This is a genomic window from Proteus hauseri ATCC 700826 (genome assembly GCF_001654965.1).
Taxonomy (GTDB): domain Bacteria; phylum Pseudomonadota; class Gammaproteobacteria; order Enterobacterales; family Enterobacteriaceae; genus Proteus; species Proteus hauseri.
This window is the reverse complement of sequence record NZ_LXEV01000036.1, coordinates 44294-66149: the sequence shown is the minus strand read 5'-3', so window position 1 is coordinate 66149 and position 21856 is coordinate 44294. Positions and strand designations below refer to the sequence as shown.

Genomic DNA, 21856 nt, shown 5'->3' with positions numbered 1-21856 from the left:
CTTACTAAAATTAAAAAAGGAGCAAGAAGCTCCTTTTTAGTCATCATAAAAGACAAATTAGCCTTTTTTGATTAGTGCTGATAACTGTCCATATAAGGTATTTGCGCTGCTTTCATAACCTTCGCGAGTAAGATGGACACCATCTGGTCGCGCTAAATCATAAATTGCCCATGCCTTAATGGAACATTCACCACCCATATAATTACGCCAATCCCAAAATAGTGTTTTCTCTTGCTGAGCAACTTCTTTTTGGATTTTTACAATATCAGTTAGCCATTGTGGCTGTTGAGAGCGACAATCTGGCGCTTCTTTATTTTTGATAGAGTCGGAAGGGCCAATTAATAAAATCGCGCTATTAGGAGCTTGTTGGCGAATTTGGCGAATTTTATCGGTTAACTGTTGACGATAAGCGACTAAATCAAAAGTATCGTTAAAGGCTTCATTGGTGCCATAAGCCAAAATCACCATATCAGGATGTAATTGACCTAACGTTTCCGTCCATTGGCTACCCCATTTATCCATCATATTAATAGTTGCACCATTAATACCTAAAGTAGATAGCATCACCCCCGGTTTTTGATTGCTAATTAACCACCCCCCTAATTTTACTGGCTGGCTTTTATTTAGCGTAACATTCACTGGGAAGGTGACCGGTGTAGGGTTTGAAAATCGCCATTCACCATGAGTTTGCGATAACGATAGTGTTCGTGAATTTGACGACTGAACACTTATTTGCGCTGCTGTAGGGGCTTTATATAACGCTTGTAATTGATAGCGTTGCTGAGTCGCTGGGTTTTCTGATAACTGTATTTTTGCCCATTTTGCTTGAGGCTCACTGATAAATCCACCTAGTGGGAAATCAGGATCACTATCTTTGCGGCTTGAAAGTAACGTCCAGGCTTTTTTATCACTTTGATATTGCATATTGGCAGTACGCTGCCCTGGGATAGTATTGGGTGGCACAAAACCAATTCCCGCATTACCGTAATCCGCCTGAAAACGATCACGTAACTTGCCACTAAAGAAATCAGCCGCCGTATGCGAATCACCTAACTGAACAATATGTACAGTTTGATGGCCTTGCTTTAGTTTTTGCACAAAACGAGTAAAGTTCGGGTCATGATAATTATAAAGCTGTCTTGAACCATCAGCTGGCAACACCGTTGATGTCGGCAGTTTAACGGTTTTTTCTTGCTCTTGATTACAAGCCACTAAGAGAGAAACTAAAGCCAGTATAATTGCGCTACCGACTAAGGTTCTACGCTCAAGGATGTGCGTTATTTGTTTCATTTGAGATAACCATATTTTTATCTTTTGTATCTACATCATCTACGGTTTCATCTTTCGGTTCTTCTTGAAGATGAATTCGCGAGAATACGTGTTGGGCAATAATTTGCTGGCCTTTCCAACTGAAATGGATCCCGTCGCCAGCACGTAATTTTACTTGGCTGCTGCCATCACCCATATAATCAGAGTAAATATCTTTCTCATATTTAAACATATCATTGACAGAAAGATAAATTTCGCCCTGTTTTTCGGCCTCTTCACGGTAAAGTTTATCAAGATAGGCCATACCTTCTGATAACTTCTGTTTGCGCATATTAGGCGGACCAATCCAAATGACAGTAACATTATTTTGACGCGCATTTTCCATAATGCCGGCAACACGGGCGCGATAAAGCGACTCCCAAGCTTCGCTGGCAAATTTAAGATAACGACCCCCACCGTCAGGTGGCATATCCCAAGGATCGTTAGGCCCTAAAAAGACAACTAAAAGCTTAATGGAATCGTCGCTTGCTAAACGGTTGGCAATGGTCTGTGGCCAATTGAAAAAACGAGGGTAAGCTAAACCTGTGCTTTGCTTACTTAAATCGATGCTACTGATTTTATAATCAGATTGAAGCTGGCGTTTAAGTAAAGGCGCAACACCTTGCATCATCGAGTCGCCAGCAAATAAGACTTTATCTTTTGGTAATAAAATGACTTCGGTTTTTTGTACTATCGGTTTTGGTGCTTCTAAAGCAGCATTAGAAATGTCTGTTGCTGACATATAGGGTAATGCACCTTTGGCATGTTGTCGTTGCAATAATTGCGGAAAGCGCTGAGTTAACTGATAAGCAGGACGAGTATACCCATTGAAAAAATGCAGTCCCACAGCAAAGCCTTCTGGCAACTGTTCAATCACATCGACTTTCACCCTCGGTTTGGCTTGATTATCTGGGTGATGAATGCGTAGATAATCACCATAACTTTCAGCAGCGATAAAAATTCCGTCACGCAATTGACCACCAATTTGCCACCCGTAATGATTAGATAATCCAGACCAAGGTGCAGGACGATGATATTGCTGTTGCCAAAAACGCTCTAACGAGGTTTGGTTTAGCCAAATGAGTAACAAGGCAGTTGCAAGTGCCATAAAAGCAACTTTTGCTGTCTTTTTTAAATTTGAACAGAAATCAAAAGCTGGCATAAATAAACCCCGGAACCCCATCAGGAGACAACATAAAAATGACAGTCAAAATAAGCGCTAAAGGAATTGGATAGACATACCACGGTATTCTACGTTCAAGTCGGATAATAACGTCTCTTAATGTGACAAAGCACGGATAGAGGAGGAATAAACCCCAGAACATTGTTAGCGTTAATCCTTGCGCTTGTAATGAGGCCCAAGCACCTGTACTAAAAAGTTGTTGGATAAGTACTATTGCATCACTAACAGTTTGGCTGCGGAAAAATATCCAAGCAAAACAGACAAAATGGAATGTAATTATCCATGACAACAACATATTTAATGAAGATAAAAAGTTAGGTGCCGCATTTTTACGCGCAGGGAACAGGCGGTGTTTAATATTTAATAACACCACACCAACACCATGAATAGCACCCCAAATAATAAAGGTCATTGCTGCGCCATGCCATAAGCCTGAAATAACCATTGCTGCAAAAGCATTAAAATTTTGTCTTATCGCACCTTTGCGATTTCCCCCTAAAGGAATATAGACGTAATCACGAATAAAGGTTGATAAACTAATATGCCAACGACGCCAGAAGTCCGCTAAGTTAATCGCTAAATAAGGTGCATTAAAGTTACGAGGAACCACAAATCCAAGTAATAATGCAATACCTGTCACTAGGTTGGTATAACCCGAAAAGTTAAAATAGATATGCCATGCATAAGCATAAATTGCAGTTAATACTTGTCCACTCTGCGCTAAATCGGGTGCATTAAATACCGGATCAACATAGTTAGTGGAAAACCAGCCGCTTAACCAAAACAGCTTCATAATGGCTAAGACAATCAGCATTAACGCCCCTTTATAATCAATGATCTTTCGGGTTGGCGCTTGAATTTGAGGTAGAAACTCTTTAGCTCTATTAATTGGTCCAGCAACAATGCTAGGGAAAAAGCACAGATAGAGCACGACATCAAGAAACGGGGCTTTGGGGATTTCTTTTTTACAAACAGAAACCACATAACTAACGGAATGAAAAATATAAAAAGAGAGCCCTAATGGCGCAAGTAACTCAATCAGTGGAAGCTCAACGCTGAGTCCCCATTGCTGAAAAACTTGAGTCAAAGATTCTTGGAAAAATGAGTAATATTTAAAGAGGATAAAGTAAATGGCTACCAATATACCTAATAGCCAATAAATAACTTTAGCCGAAGTATATCGGGTTAATATGTTGGTAATTAAATAAATACAGAGTGTATAACTTAATAAGACTATCGCAGGACGATAATCTGCATAAAATAAGAACCCATAACTTACTGTTATAAGTAAGATATTTTGTATTTTGACCTGCTTTTGGAAGAGCCAATAGACAACAAAAAAGCTAATAAAGGCTCCGAGAAACTCGAATGAAAAAAAATTCATAAATGGCTCTAAGGGTATGGTTCAAAAGTCATATCAAACATGTTTACCCATATATTATGAATTCTTAGCAGGCTTTCAATCAAAAGATTATATTGTGATAAATAAAAGCCACTTTTCCTTATACAGAAAAGTGGCTTTTTTCATTATGAAAGCCTATTAAGGCTTAACTATTCGGCTTCGATTGCAACTGAACTTGAGAGATCAGTTTTTTATTTGAGTCGAACATTTCGGTGAGATAATCGTTATAACTTGAACCAAGTTCTGAATATCCCCTTAAGTCAGTGATTAACTGACGCGAATCAAGTTGCTGTTGTGTCATTCTTTGTTGTGCTCTTGATGAACGCAACGAAGTATAAGCACGGTGCGTATTAAGATTACGCACATAAGCAATTACAGAGCCTTCAATATCAGGGTAGGCTGCATAGCCTTTGGTTTTCCCTGGTACATTATTGCAAGACTGACTTGCGCATCGCATGCCGAATAAATTATTATTTTGTTGTGCCAATTTTGATGTTCCCCAGCCAGATTCTGTAGCTGCTTGAGTTGCGACAAAGTGTGTCGGAACAATATCAACGCGAGCCATTAACGAATCCCAATTTACCTTTTTTGGACTGGTACATGTAATGCCATAGTATTGACAGATATCACGCAGTTTTTTTAAATCTGCGCTGCCCCAGTGCTGGGCTTTACGTTGAGCGAGTAACCACTCACGATCCTGCAATATCTTATTATTGACTTGTTCAATAATAGGAACAATGACATTTAAAAACGCTTTCTTACGCTGTGTTCCCGAAGGATATTTTCTCAAATCAGGCAATGATGTCGACACACCTTTGAGAGAATACTCCTGCAGCATATGGGAACTGCCGGTACTGGTGGAAGCAAAGCTTGCCCCAGTAAAGAGTAGTGAAATCAAGAAAGCGAAGACGGCACTTGTCCTCATCAATTGAGAGGGCATTGCTTCTCCTCGTTTAACTGGATAAAAATCGAACGAATACTAGCAAATTACTTTTTTCATAGCTACAAAATATCGCTTCACATTAGGATAACTACGAGTGATTTACTAAGTAAAAACACTTATGTTGATGGAACATACCGTTTTATAATCAATTTTTGTTTTAACAAAAAATGCTTTTCCTCGGTAATATTTAATTTATCTTATGAAAAATAGTGCAATTTAACTCAAATTTACTTTAAAAAGGGATTTTTAATATGTACTTTTTGTTTAAAAATTACTCAAATTTTGTTGTTTTTGGGCTTATTTTGCTATCTGTGTGAAGCGCTTTTTCCGCTAAATCAGTAAAATCCGCTTCGCTCCAGTAGGTTTTAGGAATAGGTAAATCTTCCATATGTTCTGTTTTCCAAAGCTGAAATTCTGCTAATTGTTTTAAGTTATAACCCAAGTAAACACTTGGTAGTGTAAGAAAATGAGGTGCGCTATTTTCTTCAAAAGGTAACAGCGGAACACGTCTATCTGAAATATTATAATCACGCTTTAACACGAGAAATTTTTCAGGTATTCGCTGTTGACTATCCCACCATTGACCATCTATAACATCAAACCATTGCTGGGTTAGTGCGCGAGGTTGAGCTTCTAATTGAGCTAATGCTGAAGGAATAATACCCTGCATAGATTGATTGTAGTGTTCTAGTGTTGTGGCGTGACCATTCACAATCAGCGTAAGAGCAAGGCGTGCACCAATCAAGTTAGAATAAAGATCTTCAGGGGAGAAGGCCGAAATGCTTTCTGAAAAGCCGGGAACCGAACGAAATCCATACCATTGTGCAATTTCATGCCATACAGCAAGGCGAAAGCCAAGTCGGGCTGCAAGATAAGCGCTTAAGGTGTAACGTTGTGCTTTATCTTCAGGCGGTGTAAAGGCTTTAAAATAAATTTTACGTTCTGCTAGCTCATCACTAAGAGTGAGAGTCCACTCTTTTCCTAAGTTAGGATAAATATGGGTAAATAAGTAATAAGTGTAATCGGCAGTATCGCGGACATGGGCAATATCAATAAATCCTCCTTTATGAGAATAAATTAAGCCAGACTTCTCACTACCAATTCCAAATACTGCTGCGGTGCCTAACCAAAAATTATCGTTATAACGGTGGTTACCTAATGTTGAGCTTTCAACCACATTATCAATACGATAAAAAGGAATGGGGATCCCTAACGCTTTGACTTTTAAATTGTAGCCAAAAGCACAGCATGGCCTTAAGCCATTAGGCGCTTCAAGTGGCGCAGGTACTTGCCAAGCTTGAGCGGCTTGTTCTTGTGTTTCGGTTTCAAGGTTAGCTGAAAGCGGTTTTACAGAAGCAACATTGGTACAGCCCGATAGCAGTAGAAAAAAAGCAATAATTTTAAGAAAAGGAAAAAACCTCAACATCAAAATGCCTCGCCAACCTGAAAATAAAAGCCAGTGCTCTCTTTACCAATACCGAAATCCAAACGCACATTCATACGTGGTTTAAATTCAAACCTATAGCCGATACCAATACTTGGCAACCAATGACCTTTACCTAAATCACGCGCTTGATCACTGAGCGTTCCACCACCTGCCCATAGTGCAATACCATGACGCCAATTCAGCTTCTGACGATATTCTATTTGGCTAGAAAATACATGGTTATCTTGGTAACGCCCTTCGTAATAACCACGCATTTGATGTCCATTACTTAATTTAGAAAGTTGGCTCCAAGGTACTTCGCCAGAAGTAAAGCGCGCGTAATTATCAAATGCTAATACTGAATTATCACTTAAAGGATAATAGTAATTATATTGTAGTTGAGTTGCATTAAATCGATTATTGCTACCCGTATCTGGGGAGTAGTGTGTATAGCTAATATCAAAAGCCTGCCCTTGGTGAGCATTAGGCAAAAAATCACGGCTATCATAACTAAAGTGCACACTTAATCCTGAGCTGGTGGAACGTAACGGTAAATTACGTTCATTCATATATTGTTTGAATGGATTATCTGGTGCCGCTGCTTGTAAGTTAGAGTAATCCCATCCCAAACCAATATAAGTATTCTTAGTGATTTGGCGCAGTAGTGTAGGGGTTAGGCGTAATTCTTGAGAGCGATACTCCCCAAAATGCTCGTTAACTCGCCCTTCGTGATAGCCCGTTCCCCAAAAATTCGTTGGTACATTATTTAGTGTGCCAGTGAGATAAAAGCGCCAAGTGTCATCCGCAAGATAAGTGTAGTTGCTAAAAGTCATGCCAAAAGCACCGGTTGATGAACCAAAGCCACTTAATGAAATTGAGGATATTTTGCTATCGGGGCGCATATCTGCTTGATAAAGCCCTACTAAAGCGATGCCAACACCAAATTCTAATTCTGGCGTATAAAAAGGTCCTGGAAGAATCCCCCAGTCAATAGTTTTGCTGTGATCAAAGCTATTTTCGCCCCCTAATTCGGCAAGCCATTGGTCTATTTGTTGCCTATCAGGAAAGAGTTGTGCTTGTGCTGTGTGCGAAATAAAGAGGCTGGCAAATGCCAGCCCAAAAATAAAAGGGTACTTAACCATTAAAAACGGAACTCACCTGAAACAAAGAAGCTATTACGATTATTAAAACCAAGCTCAGTAATAACATTAAAATTACGAGTAACTTCTAAACGCGCACCTAAAGTCTGGCTCCATTTATGAGCAAGATGCTGTTCAACGTCGAATTTCATACCAGGATCATCTAATGCTTGGATTAAACCAGCAAATGCTGGGGGAAGGTTTAATTTATTAATATCACCTTTAAAACGTTGGGTAATATCTTGGTACATTGCACCTGTCCACACTTGTAGTTTTGTATTGCCTTGTCCGGCAATTAGAGGTGAAAATACAAATTCATAACCTACTCGAGGTGAAATTATTAATGCTTTGATATCACCATCTAAAATATCAAGATTTGTCTTTGTATAATTTAAGTCAAAAGTAGCAAAATATTGATTATAACCCCCTGCTAAAGTGAAACCGCCACCATAAGTATCACCTTTAAAATCAAGGTCAAAAGGCATACCCTCTACAAACGGTAAAGGCATACCAGCAAAACTACCTCCATTCAGGATTGTTTTTGATGTACCTTTAGTTCGACCATATAAGCCATAAACGTTCATAAAAGGAAAAACCCAGCTATCTAGTTTTAGCATATGGGTTTCACTTTTTTCGCGAGTATGGCCCGCATCAATTTTTAAAGCGCCAGCTGTATCCGGATTTTTAGGCATGATAAAACCAATCTTATCCACAACGATATCTTGGCGTAGATTCATATAACTATAGCTTGCACCAAAAGGCTCAGCTAAATCATAACCACGGGCGCGGGCTTCATCACCCCAAATAGGAAGAACACGAGATTGGCTTGCTGGGGTGCGCGTATCTAATGATCCTTCATTATTTTAGGCAGTACCACCTGATTGATTAACGCTTAAAGAGAACAGTGGGCGGTCACTGTCTGCATAAGATAAGCTAGTGGCGAGAAGAGAGGCAGTGAAAACCACCTTATTTAAATTGGAAAAGTGCATACATAACCCACAAAAAAATTAGAAAATAAGTAATTAGAAAGAGTAGCCGAAAATTTTAATCTCTTTTAAGTTAATGGTCACCAGCTATATGTGCGAAGTAGAGATAAATACACTTATATTTGCTGTTATAGCGGGACAGATCAGTAATTTTTTAATAAAAATCCTTATATCTCCTAATCTATTCTTAATAAAACTAGTGAATGTTAAAAAGAGAAAAATAAATTCTAGTCAGAAATAGAACTAATTATATTTTATTTACTTATTTACCTGATTAAATTGGCATCAAAAGTAGGGAGCTGTTATAACCCCCTAGTGATTATTGATAATAATAATCACCTAGCATGGAGCTACCTTATTAAGGAACTTATATGACCTATGAAGAGTTATACCAATACGCTGTTTTTATGTTGTCTCGTCGTGATTATGGCGCAACTGAACTTAAACGGCGCTTAGAACGAAAAATAAGAGAAACAGATAGAGCAAAAGAAACAGTTACCGATGAAGAGTGCTTGCCACAAGTTATGGAACGCTTATTAGAAAGCCAATATCTTGATGATAGCCGCACTGTGTACACTTTTTTTCGTAGTTACCTTAATAAATCTTATGGTCCTTTACGTATTCGCCAAGAATTAAGAGTAAAAGGTTTTCCCTCTGAAATTATAGAGCGTGTATTAGAAGAGACCGACACAGATTGGTACGAACTGTGCAAAGAACTTAAAGAGCGCAAATTTGGTACGAATAAACCAAAAGATTTTAAAGAAAAAAGTAAACAAATTAGGTATCTGCAGTATCGAGGATTTACTTCTGAATATATGAGCGCCTTATTTTAATAGACTAAAATGTCAAAAAATTAAGGCACTCAACAGCGTTATCGTAATGTCATGATTATCGTAATGTCATGGCAATATCGGCCAAGTCTTTCTGGTTATCTTTTTTAAAATAGACTTTTTGATGCAGTAACACATCAAACGGAAAAGGTGATCGTATAAATTGCACTTGTTCATTAGTAATACTTGAAATGAAGTGCGCATTTTCTGGAATAAAACAGTAACCTGCGCCTTCATTAATAAAGTGCAAAACATCTGACATCTCTGTTAAACCTAAGGTATGACACTGATAACCTTTTTCTTTAAGCCGATTAATCGTTGATATAAAAATAGGATTTTGCAATGTGCTACTTCTTTGTATCAGTGTTTCTTCCTTAAAAAACTGCTTCATACTCTGATTTTTATGCTTATCTAATAATATTTTGTGGGTCAGCATACCGACTTTTTGGGTACATAAATCCACAGATTGAATATTTTTATTTGAATATTCAAAATCGAGAGAAGAGATAACTAAATCAAACCCATCTTTAAACAGTTCATTTTCAATATTATCGATATAGCCATCGGTTAAAGACAGATTATAACAGTGACTATTTTGTTTAATTGACAATAATTTTGTTTTTAAATCTGGGTAATAAAGGCCATCAAGTTTAATTGCTAGGTTTTGCTTATCTTCTTTAGTACTTGAAATTTGGTTTTCTATACTTTTTATCTTTTCATAATACGGGAAAAGTTTTTCATATAATGCTTTCCCTGTAGGGGTTAGTGTTACGCCTGTTTTAGAACGTTTAACGAGTGATCTACCTACTTGACTTTCAAGCTCATTAAGCCCATGGCGTAATGCAGATGGAGTAACATTAATTAAATCGGCTGCTTTTACAAGGCTCTGACAGTTCGCAACAGCAAAGAACTGATTGATTTTTTTTGAGAAAAACATGGTGTTGTTCCCTAAGTACTCCGAGGCGCTAATAATTGATATCGATATACGTATACTCTGCCTATTTGCATTCGTTTTATTGATATTTGTCAATCTCTCTATCAGCCCGACTAAAAATGATAGAAAAATGGATAATATATAAAATGTGATAAAAATATAAAAGTATTGGAAATAAATTTAATAGCGAGTAATAAATTTAATGGCTAGTAATAAAATCAATCGATTGTTTGTTTTTTATAATCTTTAAATTTTAGTATTATTTGTTTTCTATTTTTTAGTGAAATTCCGAGTGAAACCTAAGAAGCATAAAAAAACTCAACTCAGTGAATAAAATAGTTCAATTTTCTATTTTGTTTTTTCTGTTATTTTTATTTTCGACGCAAAGATAGATATTTTTAATTTCTATTTTTAATTTCTATTTTTAAATTAAATTTAAATAAATAATATTAGGAAAAACTTAATGAAAACCATTAATACACTTTTAATGAAAATGAATTCTAACACTTCAGAATCTATTTCACTTAAAGACTTAGCTCCATTATCACTTCATGAAATTCGTGCATTAAGCGAAGAAAAACTAAGCTGGCATGAAGCAAAAAAATTATACACACACGCACAAAAAGCGGTAAAAGTTAATAAGCTTAATGAAGCTCATCATTTAGCTCGTAATAATCCACAAGTACAAAATGCCGTGGCTTTAGGTATTCAACAACAATCAGCACGAAGCCGTGCATTAGGTGATTGGATCCCAAATAGAGACAACCATTATGTCGATTCTAAATCAGTGGCATCGATGTTTTCACCCGCAGGTTATTTAACTGAACTTTATCGTGAAGCAAAAGCCTTACATGCCGAAAATTCAATTTATCACTTGGATAAACGTCGCCCTGATTTAGCGCAATTAGTGTTATCTCAAGATAATATGGATAAAGAAGTTTCTACCCTCTCTTTATCAAATCAAATTTTAACTACAGCATTGCAGAGTAAATTAGGCAGTGGTAAAGATCTATTTCGTGAATTAGCCACCAACCGTTTAACCGGTGGGACACCTTATCACCACCCTTATGAAACCATTCGTCAAGCAATTATGCTTCAAGATAAAAATCTTGAAGGTTTAATGTCAGCTACTGATGTTACTAAAATATTAGATTCTGCGTTATTAGCCTCTATTCAAGCTGATATTTCCCCTGAACTTTATAATCTTTTAACCGAGAATGTTGATACAGATACGGATGCGCTGTTTAAGAAAAATTTTGGTAATGTTAAAAGCGAATTATTAAATAGCCCTCGTTTTATCGCTGAATATTATAATATTGATATTAAAGATGCTCAATTTGTTATCAAAGTATTTAATAAAAAAGAAACTCTGACGAATAAAGATATTTTAAAATTAAATAAAATTATTAGATTACATAAAGCCACAGAAATGCCATTGTTATCTGTGATCACAGCCATTCAATCTAAAAATACTCAATTAAATATTGATAAAGAAACGTTAAGCAGTATTTTTCATTTGCAAATGATGATGAATACTTACCCCATTACAGTAGAACAAGCGATTGTGCTTAATGGAGGTTTAATTTCTAAAACATCATTAGATAAATCACCTTCTCAATTTGATCAATTATTTAATAATCCACCACTTAATGATACGCTTTTGATTGACGATGATAAAGCGATCAGTTTTTATGATCCGTTAACTCCAGAGCAGTCAATTCGTGTAAATATTTTAAAACGTGCTTTTAATGTGAATTATATTGAATTGAAGATGTTATGGCAATTGACATATAAAGTCATGAGTACGTTTAATTGTAATTTACAAGATCTTTCTTTACTTTATCGTCTCCACTTAATAGCAAAAATTCACGGTTTATCTGTTAATGAATTAGTATTGCTTATAGATATTTTACCTGCACCATTTAATGGCGCAATAAAATCTAATTCTACTTCAGATGAACTAGGTAATTTAATTCATACTATTAATGAATATATAAAGTTTTCTAAAAAAGAAAAATGGAGCATTAGTGAATTATTTTTAATTTGCTCAAAAAAATACGATTCTGAATATAGTTCTGAATTAGACGTGTTAATTAATAATTTAAAAACGATATTAAAAAATACGTCAAATGACTATACGGAACAATTCTCAGTCGTTGCCTCATTTATTGCATCTGAAATGGGTGTTGATTCTATCGAAAAAGCAAATTCAATATTAACGTGGGTTGATATTGAAAAAGAAAATGTTCATTTAAAAGATATTCTACCATTAATTATAAAAGATGCTTTAACTGAACAAGATAAGAAAAATATTGCACTATTTTTTAATGTACTTAAAAAAGTCACTTTGGTATCCAATAAAATTGGATTCAATAAATGTGAATTGGAGTTTGTTAGTTTTAATTCTGAAATTTTTTATCCTAAAGAAAGTCGCACATTAACGATTGAAAGAATAAAACATCTCACTGATTTTCATCATTTTATTTCACAATGTGGCAATATGGCGCATGAGTTTTTAACTGGAATTAAAAATCAGTCATTAACAGCTGAAAAAATGGCTTCTATTTTAAATATTGATGAAGAAACTCTTAATCAAGCTTTGTCACTGACACCAACAAAAAATTTAAAAGATTTTCAAAATATTACTGTTCTTATTCAATATCTTGAATTATCTAAGATGCTGGGTATTTCCCCGAAAGATTTTAAATTATTCATTGAGTTAAAATACACCGAAAATAATAATGTCTCTGGCACGTATGATAGCTGGAATAAACTTAGCCAAATTATGCAGGCGGGTTTAAATAGTGATAAAACTATGCAACTTATTCAATTAATGGATGAGAAAAAAGCAGCCGTTTTAACCCATTATTATGCCAATCAAAGTAACAGCCCATCGTTAACGGGTCGTGATGATGTTTATCACCACTTATTAATTGATAATCAAGTTTCTGCTGAGATTATGACAACACCAATTGCGCAGGCAATTGCCAATCTTCAGTTTTATATTAATAACTGCTTATCAGGTGATGAAAAGGATGTTGATAAGAATGTGAAGGGTCGCACTTTCTTTGCGCAATGGAATGAGTTTAATAAACGCTATAGCACATGGGCTGGGATTTCTAAATTAGTTTATTACCCTGAAAACTATATTGATCCAACCATGCGTATTGGGCAAACCAAAATGATGGATACCTTATTGCAATCCATTAGCCAAAATAGTGTGAACCGCGATACGGTAGATGATGCCTTTAAAACTTATTTAACTTCATTTGAACAAATTGCGAATTTAGAAGTATTAAGTGGTTATCATGATAGTGTCACATTGGATGATGGAGTTACTTATTTTATTGGTCGTAATCCTGCTGATCAAATGAGTTATTATTGGCGCAGTGCTGATCATAGTAAAATCAAAGACGGTAAAATGGCTGCCAATGCCTGGACTGAGTGGACTAAAATTGAAAATGGGTTGAATCCGTATAATGGATTAATTCGACCAGTAATTTTTAATAGCCGTTTATATGTTGCTTGGGTTGAACGAATTGAAACTGCAAAAAATGAAACTGCGGGAAAAATTGAAAAAGAAATTAAATATAGCTTAAAACTCTCTCATATTCGTTATGATGGAAGTTGGAGTTCAGCGGTTAATTTTGAATTAAGTAATAATGTTTTTGATATTGAAAGTATTAATTTTTACTTATCTAGTGATGCAGTCAAAGAAGAGTTGATATTATCATTTTATCAAATGGACAAAGGTTATCCAGATAAACTTGATAAAACTAAATGCTTTGTATTTAAAATTGAAGAGGAAATGAATAAAATATCTGTTCCTGAAGATATTGCTGGTGCTATTTATGCCAGTTCTAAAGATTATTTTGATGTTTATTCGGAAAGTGATCTTGTAACTAAAAAAATAAATAATAAATTTTTTATTAAAACAACCTTATCATATGTAATAAGTAAAGAGCCTTCCAAACCAAATGGTAACAATATAACGACAAGTGATATTGTTTCTCTTGATGGTAGTCAAATTAATAAAGCAAAGATTGTTGAATTTAATGATAATAGTGTCAGTTGTGCTGTGTCAGCATTTGTTAATTGCCATGTAAATAATATTATTGATAGAAATGAGATGGTAAAGAAAATTTTTGAGTCTAATTCTGTCGATCCTTCAGATATATATTATTTCACAACACCTTTAGCACAGAGAGCTAATGGTGATACTTTCAATAATTATAATGATCTTATTTTAATTTTTGCTATTAATACCAGAAAAAAAGAAGCTTATTTATTTATGATACTAAATCAGGAAAGGTTGATGATTATTATACCGAAAAATCTGATAATTATAACCAAAATTTCTTTTATATTTCTGGAGGAGGTATCTTTTTAAAAGGTGTAGATAAAAAAATAAAATTTTCAACTACTGATAAATTAATACCAAATACTTATAACGGTGATTTTAATCCTTCTAATAAAAATTTTATGATTTGTTGTTCATTACTGAGGTTGGAAAATACCTATTTATCAGCAGATCTTGGATTAAAAGATAAAAAACTTGGCGAATCTATGAAAATAGATATAGAGCAACTCTATATTAATTACTTAAATGAGATTGATGATATTTTAATTACCTTAAACTCTAGAACAGAAAGTGGTAAAAGAGAATTTGCATTATCAGCATGGTCTTCTAGCTCATCTACAATTAATGTTGGGGATAATAGCTATAATAGCAAGGATAATATTCTTAGTTTAAATATCCCAACCAGTGAGTTTTTGACAGATAACACCTCTTTTTTAGATGCTAAAATTGCCATTACAGGTAAAAAAGTCAGCATTTTATTTGAAAAAGAATTTAGTTTTGATATTAAGAAAATATTAATAGTTGATCATGGCGATGTAATTTATATAAAGACAAATACGAAAGGTGCTCAATATCTTTCTATGAAATTTAAAAATACATCTACGTTAATCCGTTTAAATACATTATTTGCACGTCAATTAGTCAAACGTGCGAATGTAGGCATTGATGATATTTTAACGTTGAGTAGCCAACGTTTACCTGAACCTGCATTAGAGGGGGAAGGTGATAGCACTATGGACTTTAATGGGGCTAATGCGCTCTATTTCTGGGAATTGTTCTATTACACCCCAATGATGGTTGCTAATGTAATGCTGCAAGGACATAACTACGATGAAGCAAGTCGCTGGTTACGTTATGTGTTTAGTCCAAATGGGTATATTACCGGCGGTCAAAATACTGATATCGTTTGGAATTCACAACCGCTCTTAATCGATACCGCTTGGGATAAAGAACAACTGGATTCAACCGACCCGGATGCCGTGGCACAAACTGACCCGATGCATTATAAGTTAGCCACCTTTATGAAGTGCCTCGATATTCTTATGGAGCGTGGTGACAGTGCTTACCGTGTTTTAGAGCGCGACACCTTAAATGAAGCCAAAATGTGGTATATGCAGGCGCTGAAATTACTGGGTGATGAAACGGAACTACGAGGTGACAACGTTTGGTCTGCCCCTAAATTAATGGAAGCCGCCTCAAAAACAAAACAACCAACACGCGTTATCAATGAAGAAACCGCATCACCGCGTACTGCCAACTCATTAACGTCGCTGTTTTTGCCACAAATTAATGAGAAATTAGCGCAGTACCATGACACGTTAAAAGTACGTTTATTTAATTTACGCCACAATTTATCGATTGATGGGCAACCACTGTCACTGCCAATTTATGCGACACCGGCTGATCCAAAAGCACTGCAAAATGCCGCCATCAATCAATCACAAGGTGGTAGTGCATTACCAAATGCGGTGATGCCAACACAGCGCTTCCCTGTGATCTTAAATAGCGCAAAATCTGTGGTTAATCAGCTGATGCAGTTTGGTAGTTCGCTGTCTAGCATTACCGAACGTCAAGATGCCCAAGCATTGTCAGAATTACTCACAACACAAGGTAGTGAAATTATTCTGCAAAACATGAAGTATCAAGTGAAGAGCATTGAAGAGTTTACTTATAACGAGCAAGCGTTAAAAGCGTTACGGGCTGGTGCAAAACTCCGCGTTGATCACTATAGCAAACTGTATGATGAGAATATCAGTACACCAGAACAGCAAGCAATGGATCTCTATTTAGCCTCTTCGGTGCTCAATACTGCCAGTCAAGGGCTAAATATTGCTGGGGCAGCTGCCGATTTAGTGCCGAATATTTACGGTTTTGCAGTTGGGAGCTCGCGTTTAGGTGCTCTCTTTAATGCCACATCCATTGGTCTGCAATTATCTGGCTCTGCAACTCGTATTGCGGCAGATAGATTAAGCCAATCAGAGTGTTATCGTCGTCGTCATGACGAGTGGGGCTCATTACGTGATACCGCAAAATCCGAATTAGAGCAGTTTAATGCTCAACTTGCCGCCCTGAAAGTACGAAAAGAAGCCGCGAATTTGCAGTTAGACAGCATGAAGTTACAACAGCAGCAAGCGCAAGAGCATTTAACCTTCTTACAAAATAAATTTACCAATACAGCCCTGTATAACTGGTTACGCGGTAAATTAATGGCGATTTATAAGCCTTTCTATGATTTAACCATCTCTCGTTGTCGTATGGCAGAATTGGCTTATCAGTATGATTTAGGTGAAACACAAACCTTTATTCGTCCTGGTGCATGGCAAGGTAATTATTCTGGTTTGATGGCAGGTGAAGGCTTAATGCATAACCTGACTCAAATGGAAAACAGCTATCTTGAGAAAGATAAACGTGCGCTGGAAATCACCAAAATTGTTTCGTTAGATGATGTGTACCAAGGCTTAAGCAGCGATAAGTTTGGTTTTGAGCAAGTGGCAGATGTGATTAATCAGTCGAAAACACAGCTTGGTACAGCAGAAAATGGTATTAGGCTGAAAGAGGGTCAATTACAAGCCTCCATTAAGCTCTCTGATTTGGCGATAGAGAAAGATTATCCTGCGGGGTTAGGTAAATTACGCCGTGTTAAACAAATTAGTGTGACATTACCGGCATTAACAGGTGCTTATCAGAATATCCGAGCAGTGCTGAGTTACGGCGGTAGTGCAGTGAAACCACGAGGTTGTAATGCAATTGCGATTTCTCATGGCATGAATGACAGTGGTCAATTCCAACTGAATTTCAATGATGCGAGTTATCTGCCATTTGAAGGTTTACCAGTGAATGACACCAGTACACTGACTTTAAGCTTCCCTGATGCGACAGATAAGCAAAAAGAGATGTTACTGACACTGAGCGATATCATTCTCCACATTAATTACACCATTCGTTAATTATCCAAATCTTAATTAATTACAGGCTCCTTAGGGAGCCTGTCAGGAGCTCTACATGCAAAATTCAGAGAAATTGACCTTTGATGCGCCAAATTTACCCAAAGGGGGTGGTGCAGTCACAGGATTAACCGGCAATATGGGCGCCGTTGGCCCTGATGGCGCAGCTACTTTTAGCTTGCCATTACCGATTAGCCAAGGCCGTGGTTATGCCCCTTCTTTAGGCTTAACTTATCAAAATCAGGCCGGTAATGGCGCGTTTGGTTTTGGTTGGTCTGTTGGTGTGATGTCTATTCGTCGTCGTACGACAAAAGGTGTGCCAACTTATACTCAATTAGATGAGTTTATTGGTGCGGATGGCGAAGTTATTGTGCCGATTATGAATAAAAACGGTGAAATTGAAGCGGCACAACACAATGAATTATTAGGCGTAAAATTAGCCCATCAATATCAAGTGACCGCTTATCGTTCTCGTATTGAAAAAAGCTTTAGTCGTTTCGAATATTGGTCACTCAATGACAGCAAAGTATCAGCGAATACACCAACACAATTTTGGGTAATGTATAGCGCAAATGGGGATGCACATTTATTTGGTTATGAAACCACAGCACAGATTGTAGATAGCCAAAACAGTGCACATATCGCCCAATGGAACCTAAATGCTTCGGTTTCAGCAACCGGCGAGCAAATTGAATATCACTATCGCTCTGAAGATGAACAAGGGTGTGATAAACAAGAAATTCAATCACATACAAATGCTAATACACAACGTTATTTAGATAAGGTCTATTACGGTAATTCTATCGGTGAACGTGCTTTTTCTTGTGTAAAAACCGATAACACATTACCTAACAATGCGTTATTTACACTGGTATTTGATTACGGTGAGCGTAGTAGTGCGTTGTCCGCTTATCCTCAGTGGCAGAGCAATTCAACATGGGCATTGCGTAAAGACTGTTTTTCGCTTTTCCATTATGTCTTTGAAATTCGTACTCGTCGTTTATGTCGCCAAGTGCTGATGTATCACCGTATTGAAAGTTTAGAAAAACAAACTGCATTAGCAGAGACACCCGAATTAGTCGCCCGATTAACGCTCACTTACGATGAGTCAGCATCAGGTACTGTTTTAGTTTCAGCACAACAATCGGCGTTTAACGACAATAAAGACACTCAATCGTTAGTGACATTACCGCCAGTAAAATTTGATTGGCACAGGGTAGGCGCGACTAAACAAGCACAGTGGCAATCACTCGATGAACTTGCTTCATTTACGCCACAACAGCCTTATCAATATGTCGATCTATTTGGCGAAGGGCTTGCGGGGGTGCTTTATCAAGATAGCGGCGCTTGGTGGTATCGCGCGCCAATGAGAAAAATGGATAAGCAAAACCCTAATGCGATGTCATGGGATAAAGCTAAAAAACTTCCTATTATCCCATCGTTACGAAATTCAGCGATGCTGACTGATGTAACGGGTGATGGAAAGCTGGAATGGTTAGTCACACAAGGTGAGGTGAATGGCTATTACACACAAGATGAAACAAAAGCAGAAAATTGGCTCAACTTTGTACCACTTGATGCGCTACCGATGGAATATTTTCATCCTAAAGCTGAAATCACCTCATTAACAGGTAGTGGTTTTGCCGACTTAGCCTTAATTGGCCCTCGTAGTATTCGCCTTTATGCCGGTTCAGCCCAAGGGTGGAAAAAAAGTAAAGAAGTGATGCAAACCGATGGTGTGATTTTGCCGATTAAGAATATTAATCGTCGTGCCTTAGTGGCATTTAGTGATGTCTTAGGTTCGGGTCAGCAACACCTGATTAAAATTGATTACCAAGGCGTAAGTTGTTGGGTTCATCTTGGTGATGGCAAATTTAGCGCGCCTATTACTATTCCAGGCTTCTCTGCTGATCGCCTTAAATTTAATCCTAATCAGCTCTATTTAGCGGATTTAGATGGTAGTGGTACAACCGATATTATTTACGCCCAATCGACCCATTTAGAGGTTTATTTTAACCACAGTGGAAATCAATTTGTGCGTGGTGATGATATCGCACTACCTAAAGATATGCGTTTTGATAACCATTGCCAGCTGCAAGTTGCCGATGTGCAAGGTTTGGGTGTGGCCAGTATTTTACTGACAAAATCTTATCCTGCACCGCAGCATTGGGTGCTTTCTTTGCAAAATCAAAAACCGTGGTTATTAACATCGATTAATAACAACATGGGGCTGATCCAAAATCTGCATTACCGCAGTTCAGCGCAATATTGGTTAGATGAAAAATTAACGCAAAATCAGCAAGGTAAAGTTAAAACAGTCAGTCACCTGCCTTTCGCGCTGCATACACTTTGGAAAACTGAAACTGTCGATGAAATTACACAAAGTCGTTTAACTCAAACTTATCACTATCGTCATGGTGTATGGGATGGCAAAGAGAAAGAGTTTCGTGGGTTTGGTTGTGTTGAAGTCACTAATGCTGAGTCATTTAAAAGTGAAGAAAATACAACGGATAAAACGCCAAGTGCGTTAACCCGTCAGTGGTTTTCAACCGGAAAATCTTCAGTTGATGCTCAATTTTCTGATGAATTTTGGCAAGGCGACAGTGTGGCATTTCCGTTGTTTTTACCACGTTTTACCCAAGGTGAAGGCGACGCAGAAAAGGTCTGTGACGACTCACTGCGTCAACAACATACGTATTGGCTTGAGCGCGGGCTACAAGGTCAGTTACTAAGAAAAGAAGTGTATGGGTTAGATAATACTGCTGTATCAAATGTTCCTTATGCAGTAACAGAGCAGCGGCCACAAGTGCGTTTAATTGAAGCACAAGGGCGCTCACCCGTGGTGATGCCTTCTGTCGTTGAAAGTCGTGAATATCATTATGAACGTATTGCGGCAGACCCCGCGTGTCATCAACAAATTACCTTAGAACAAGATAGCTATGGTTTTGTGACTAAATCCGTTTCTATTGATTATCCAAGACGTGCTAAAGGCGCTAAAAATCCTTATCAGCATTATGAAAGCTTGCCTGAAACGTTATGGGCATCAAGTTATGACGAACAGCAACAAAACTTACGGTTAAGCTTATCGCGTCAAACATGTCATCATATTAATCACCCTGAAAGACAGGTTTATCAGCTAAGTGTTATAGCAACAAGTCGTCAAGATATTTGGACATATGGAGCAGAAAAGCAGCCTAAAGATGGCTTGAATGTAGAAGCATTACTAGCAACTAACAATTTGCTGGCACAAAAGGCGGAGTCTGTCTTTGTTGGGCAACAACAGCTGGCTTATTTGGATGCTGAAGGCAAAGTGACATTAACTGAGCCTGATTTTCCAATCCGTTTAGCGTATAGCGAAACAGCAGAGTTAGACGAAGAAACTGCCAAAATCATTTCACAGCCTTATCCTGATTTAAAATTGGATGAAGTGATGAAAAACGCGGGTTATCAGCAAAAAGATTATTTATTGGCTGATGATTCAGAAAAAAGCAAAAAACTATGGGTAAAACCGTTATTAGGGATCAAAACCTATGGTTCATTAGCGCAGTTTTATAAGCCACTGGTGTACAAAAAAACGCTGCTCTCTTGTGATTATAATTTGTTATGGGATAAGCAATTTTGCGTATTAATGGGGAAAGAGTCGCCCTTAAATGTACAAGATTTTCATCTCACTTACGATTGGCGTTTTTTATCCCCTAATACGATAACAGATGAAAACCATAATCTTCATCAAGTGACATTTGATGGCTTTGGTCGTGTTATCACAATGCGTTTTTCAGGTACCGAAAATGGTCAACAAAGCGGTTATAGCGACAAAACCTTCACTATGCCGACAACCGTAGAGGATGCTTTGGCGTTGACATCAGGCCTACCTATTGCCACAGGTTTTGTTTATGTCACCGACAGTTGGATGTCTGCATCCTCAAAATTACCGCCTCATGCACTGCAAATCATGACAGACCGTTATGACAGCGATCCACAACAGCAAATTCGCCAACAAATCACTTTTAGCGATGGTTTTGGCCGCTTATTGCAAACTTCCGTCAGAGTTGAAGCGGGTGGGGCCTTTTTGCGTAGTGAAAAAGGTGAGCTGGTGGTTGATCGTACACAACAGGCACAACAAAAAAGTACCACAACACGTTGGGCAATTTCAGGTGAAACAGAATATGACAATAAAGGAAATGTAAAGTGCGTTTATCAGCCTTATTTTCTTAATGACTGGCGTTATATTTCGGATAGTTCATCTCAGCCAAATCGTTTTGCGGATACCCATTATTACGATGCATTAGGTCGCTTATATCGAGTGAATACCGCAAAGAGCTATCAACGTAATACGATAGTGACACCGTGGTTTGTCGCTCAGGAAGATGAAAATGACACCTTAGTGTAGGTTATTTATT

The 21856-nt window shown here is 37.2% G+C and carries 11 protein-coding genes and 1 pseudogene; 4 read left to right on the top strand and 8 right to left on the bottom strand.

Annotated features, from left to right (window positions below; all coding sequences use genetic code 11):
* Positions 1-57: 57 nt before the first annotated feature.
* From M997_RS16470 to M997_RS16440, 7 genes and pseudogenes are all read right to left on the bottom strand, one after another.
* Positions 58-1290, bottom strand: coding sequence for an SGNH/GDSL hydrolase family protein (locus tag M997_RS16470; RefSeq protein ID WP_064721206.1), 1233 nt, complete (start codon positions 1288-1290; stop codon positions 58-60).
* Complete coding sequence (locus M997_RS16465; RefSeq protein ID WP_064721205.1) at positions 1265-2470, bottom strand: SGNH/GDSL hydrolase family protein; 1206 nt, start codon at positions 2468-2470, stop codon at positions 1265-1267. The genes M997_RS16470 and M997_RS16465 overlap by 26 nt, the downstream gene beginning before the upstream one ends.
* On the bottom strand, positions 2457-3875 hold the full coding sequence (locus M997_RS16460) for an MBOAT family O-acyltransferase (RefSeq protein WP_064721204.1): 1419 nt from the start codon (positions 3873-3875) through the stop codon (positions 2457-2459). Before M997_RS16460 ends, M997_RS16465 begins: the two co-directional genes overlap by 14 nt.
* A 163-nt stretch (positions 3876-4038) precedes the next feature.
* Positions 4039-4833 (bottom strand): protein bax, encoded by a 795-nt coding sequence (locus M997_RS16455; protein WP_064721203.1) that lies wholly within the window; start codon positions 4831-4833, stop codon positions 4039-4041.
* 274 nt (positions 4834-5107) lie between these two features.
* Positions 5108-6262, bottom strand: a complete 1155-nt coding sequence (locus M997_RS16450) for a DUF4056 domain-containing protein (RefSeq protein ID WP_064721202.1) — start codon at positions 6260-6262, stop codon at positions 5108-5110.
* Positions 6262-7404 carry a BamA/TamA family outer membrane protein gene (locus tag M997_RS16445; protein ID WP_064721201.1) on the bottom strand — a complete coding sequence of 381 codons (1143 nt, stop codon included), beginning with the start codon at positions 7402-7404 and terminating at the stop codon, positions 6262-6264. Before M997_RS16445 ends, M997_RS16450 begins: the two co-directional genes overlap by 1 nt.
* Positions 7404-8390 (bottom strand): annotated as a pseudogene (locus M997_RS16440) (hypothetical protein). The gene M997_RS16445 and the pseudogene M997_RS16440 overlap by 1 nt, the downstream one beginning before the upstream one ends.
* Before the next feature lie 368 nt (positions 8391-8758).
* On the opposite strand from M997_RS16440, the gene M997_RS16435 reads away from it, so the two are divergent.
* The gene (locus M997_RS16435; RefSeq protein ID WP_064721200.1) at positions 8759-9220 is read left to right on the top strand and encodes a regulatory protein RecX; all 462 of its coding nucleotides are present in this window, start codon (positions 8759-8761) and stop codon (positions 9218-9220) included.
* Between the two features lie 55 nt (positions 9221-9275).
* On the opposite strand, the gene M997_RS16430 is transcribed toward M997_RS16435, so the two are convergent.
* On the bottom strand, positions 9276-10154 hold the full coding sequence (locus M997_RS16430; protein ID WP_064721199.1) for a LysR family transcriptional regulator: 879 nt from the start codon (positions 10152-10154) through the stop codon (positions 9276-9278).
* Between the two features lie 691 nt (positions 10155-10845).
* Between M997_RS16430 and M997_RS17880 the strand changes: the two genes are divergently transcribed.
* The 3 genes from M997_RS17880 to M997_RS16415 all read left to right on the top strand — a co-directional run bounded on the left by M997_RS17880 (position 10846) and on the right by M997_RS16415 (position 21846).
* Positions 10846-14541 (top strand): neuraminidase-like domain-containing protein, encoded by a 3696-nt coding sequence (locus tag M997_RS17880; protein ID WP_346238641.1) that lies wholly within the window; start codon positions 10846-10848, stop codon positions 14539-14541.
* Positions 14542-14717: 176 nt separating this feature from the next.
* A complete protein-coding gene (locus M997_RS16420) occupies positions 14718-17459 on the top strand; it encodes a Tc toxin subunit A-related protein (protein WP_156510831.1) in 2742 nt (913 codons plus the stop codon).
* Positions 17460-17514: 55 nt separating this feature from the next.
* On the top strand, positions 17515-21846 hold the full coding sequence (locus M997_RS16415; RefSeq protein ID WP_064721196.1) for a SpvB/TcaC N-terminal domain-containing protein: 4332 nt from the start codon (positions 17515-17517) through the stop codon (positions 21844-21846).
* The last annotated feature ends 10 nt before the right edge of the window (positions 21847-21856 follow it).

What these genes read in the sequence shown, in the direction of transcription:
- M997_RS16420 (WP_156510831.1), top strand. Translation starts at nt 14,718, where the DNA reads ATGAAAATAGATATAGAGCAACTCTATATTAATTACTTAAATGAGATT.
- M997_RS16470 (WP_064721206.1), bottom strand. Translation starts at nt 1,290, where the DNA reads ATGAAACAAATAACGCACATCCTTGAGCGTAGAACCTTAGTCGGTAGC.
- M997_RS16415 (WP_064721196.1), top strand. Translation starts at nt 17,515, where the DNA reads ATGCAAAATTCAGAGAAATTGACCTTTGATGCGCCAAATTTACCCAAA.
- M997_RS16460 (WP_064721204.1), bottom strand. Translation starts at nt 3,875, where the DNA reads ATGAATTTTTTTTCATTCGAGTTTCTCGGAGCCTTTATTAGCTTTTTT.
- M997_RS16435 (WP_064721200.1), top strand. Translation starts at nt 8,759, where the DNA reads ATGACCTATGAAGAGTTATACCAATACGCTGTTTTTATGTTGTCTCGT.
- M997_RS16455 (WP_064721203.1), bottom strand. Translation starts at nt 4,833, where the DNA reads ATGCCCTCTCAATTGATGAGGACAAGTGCCGTCTTCGCTTTCTTGATT.
- M997_RS16445 (WP_064721201.1), bottom strand. Translation starts at nt 7,404, where the DNA reads ATGGTTAAGTACCCTTTTATTTTTGGGCTGGCATTTGCCAGCCTCTTT.
- M997_RS16430 (WP_064721199.1), bottom strand. Translation starts at nt 10,154, where the DNA reads ATGTTTTTCTCAAAAAAAATCAATCAGTTCTTTGCTGTTGCGAACTGT.
- M997_RS16465 (WP_064721205.1), bottom strand. Translation starts at nt 2,470, where the DNA reads ATGCCAGCTTTTGATTTCTGTTCAAATTTAAAAAAGACAGCAAAAGTT.
- M997_RS16450 (WP_064721202.1), bottom strand. Translation starts at nt 6,262, where the DNA reads ATGTTGAGGTTTTTTCCTTTTCTTAAAATTATTGCTTTTTTTCTACTG.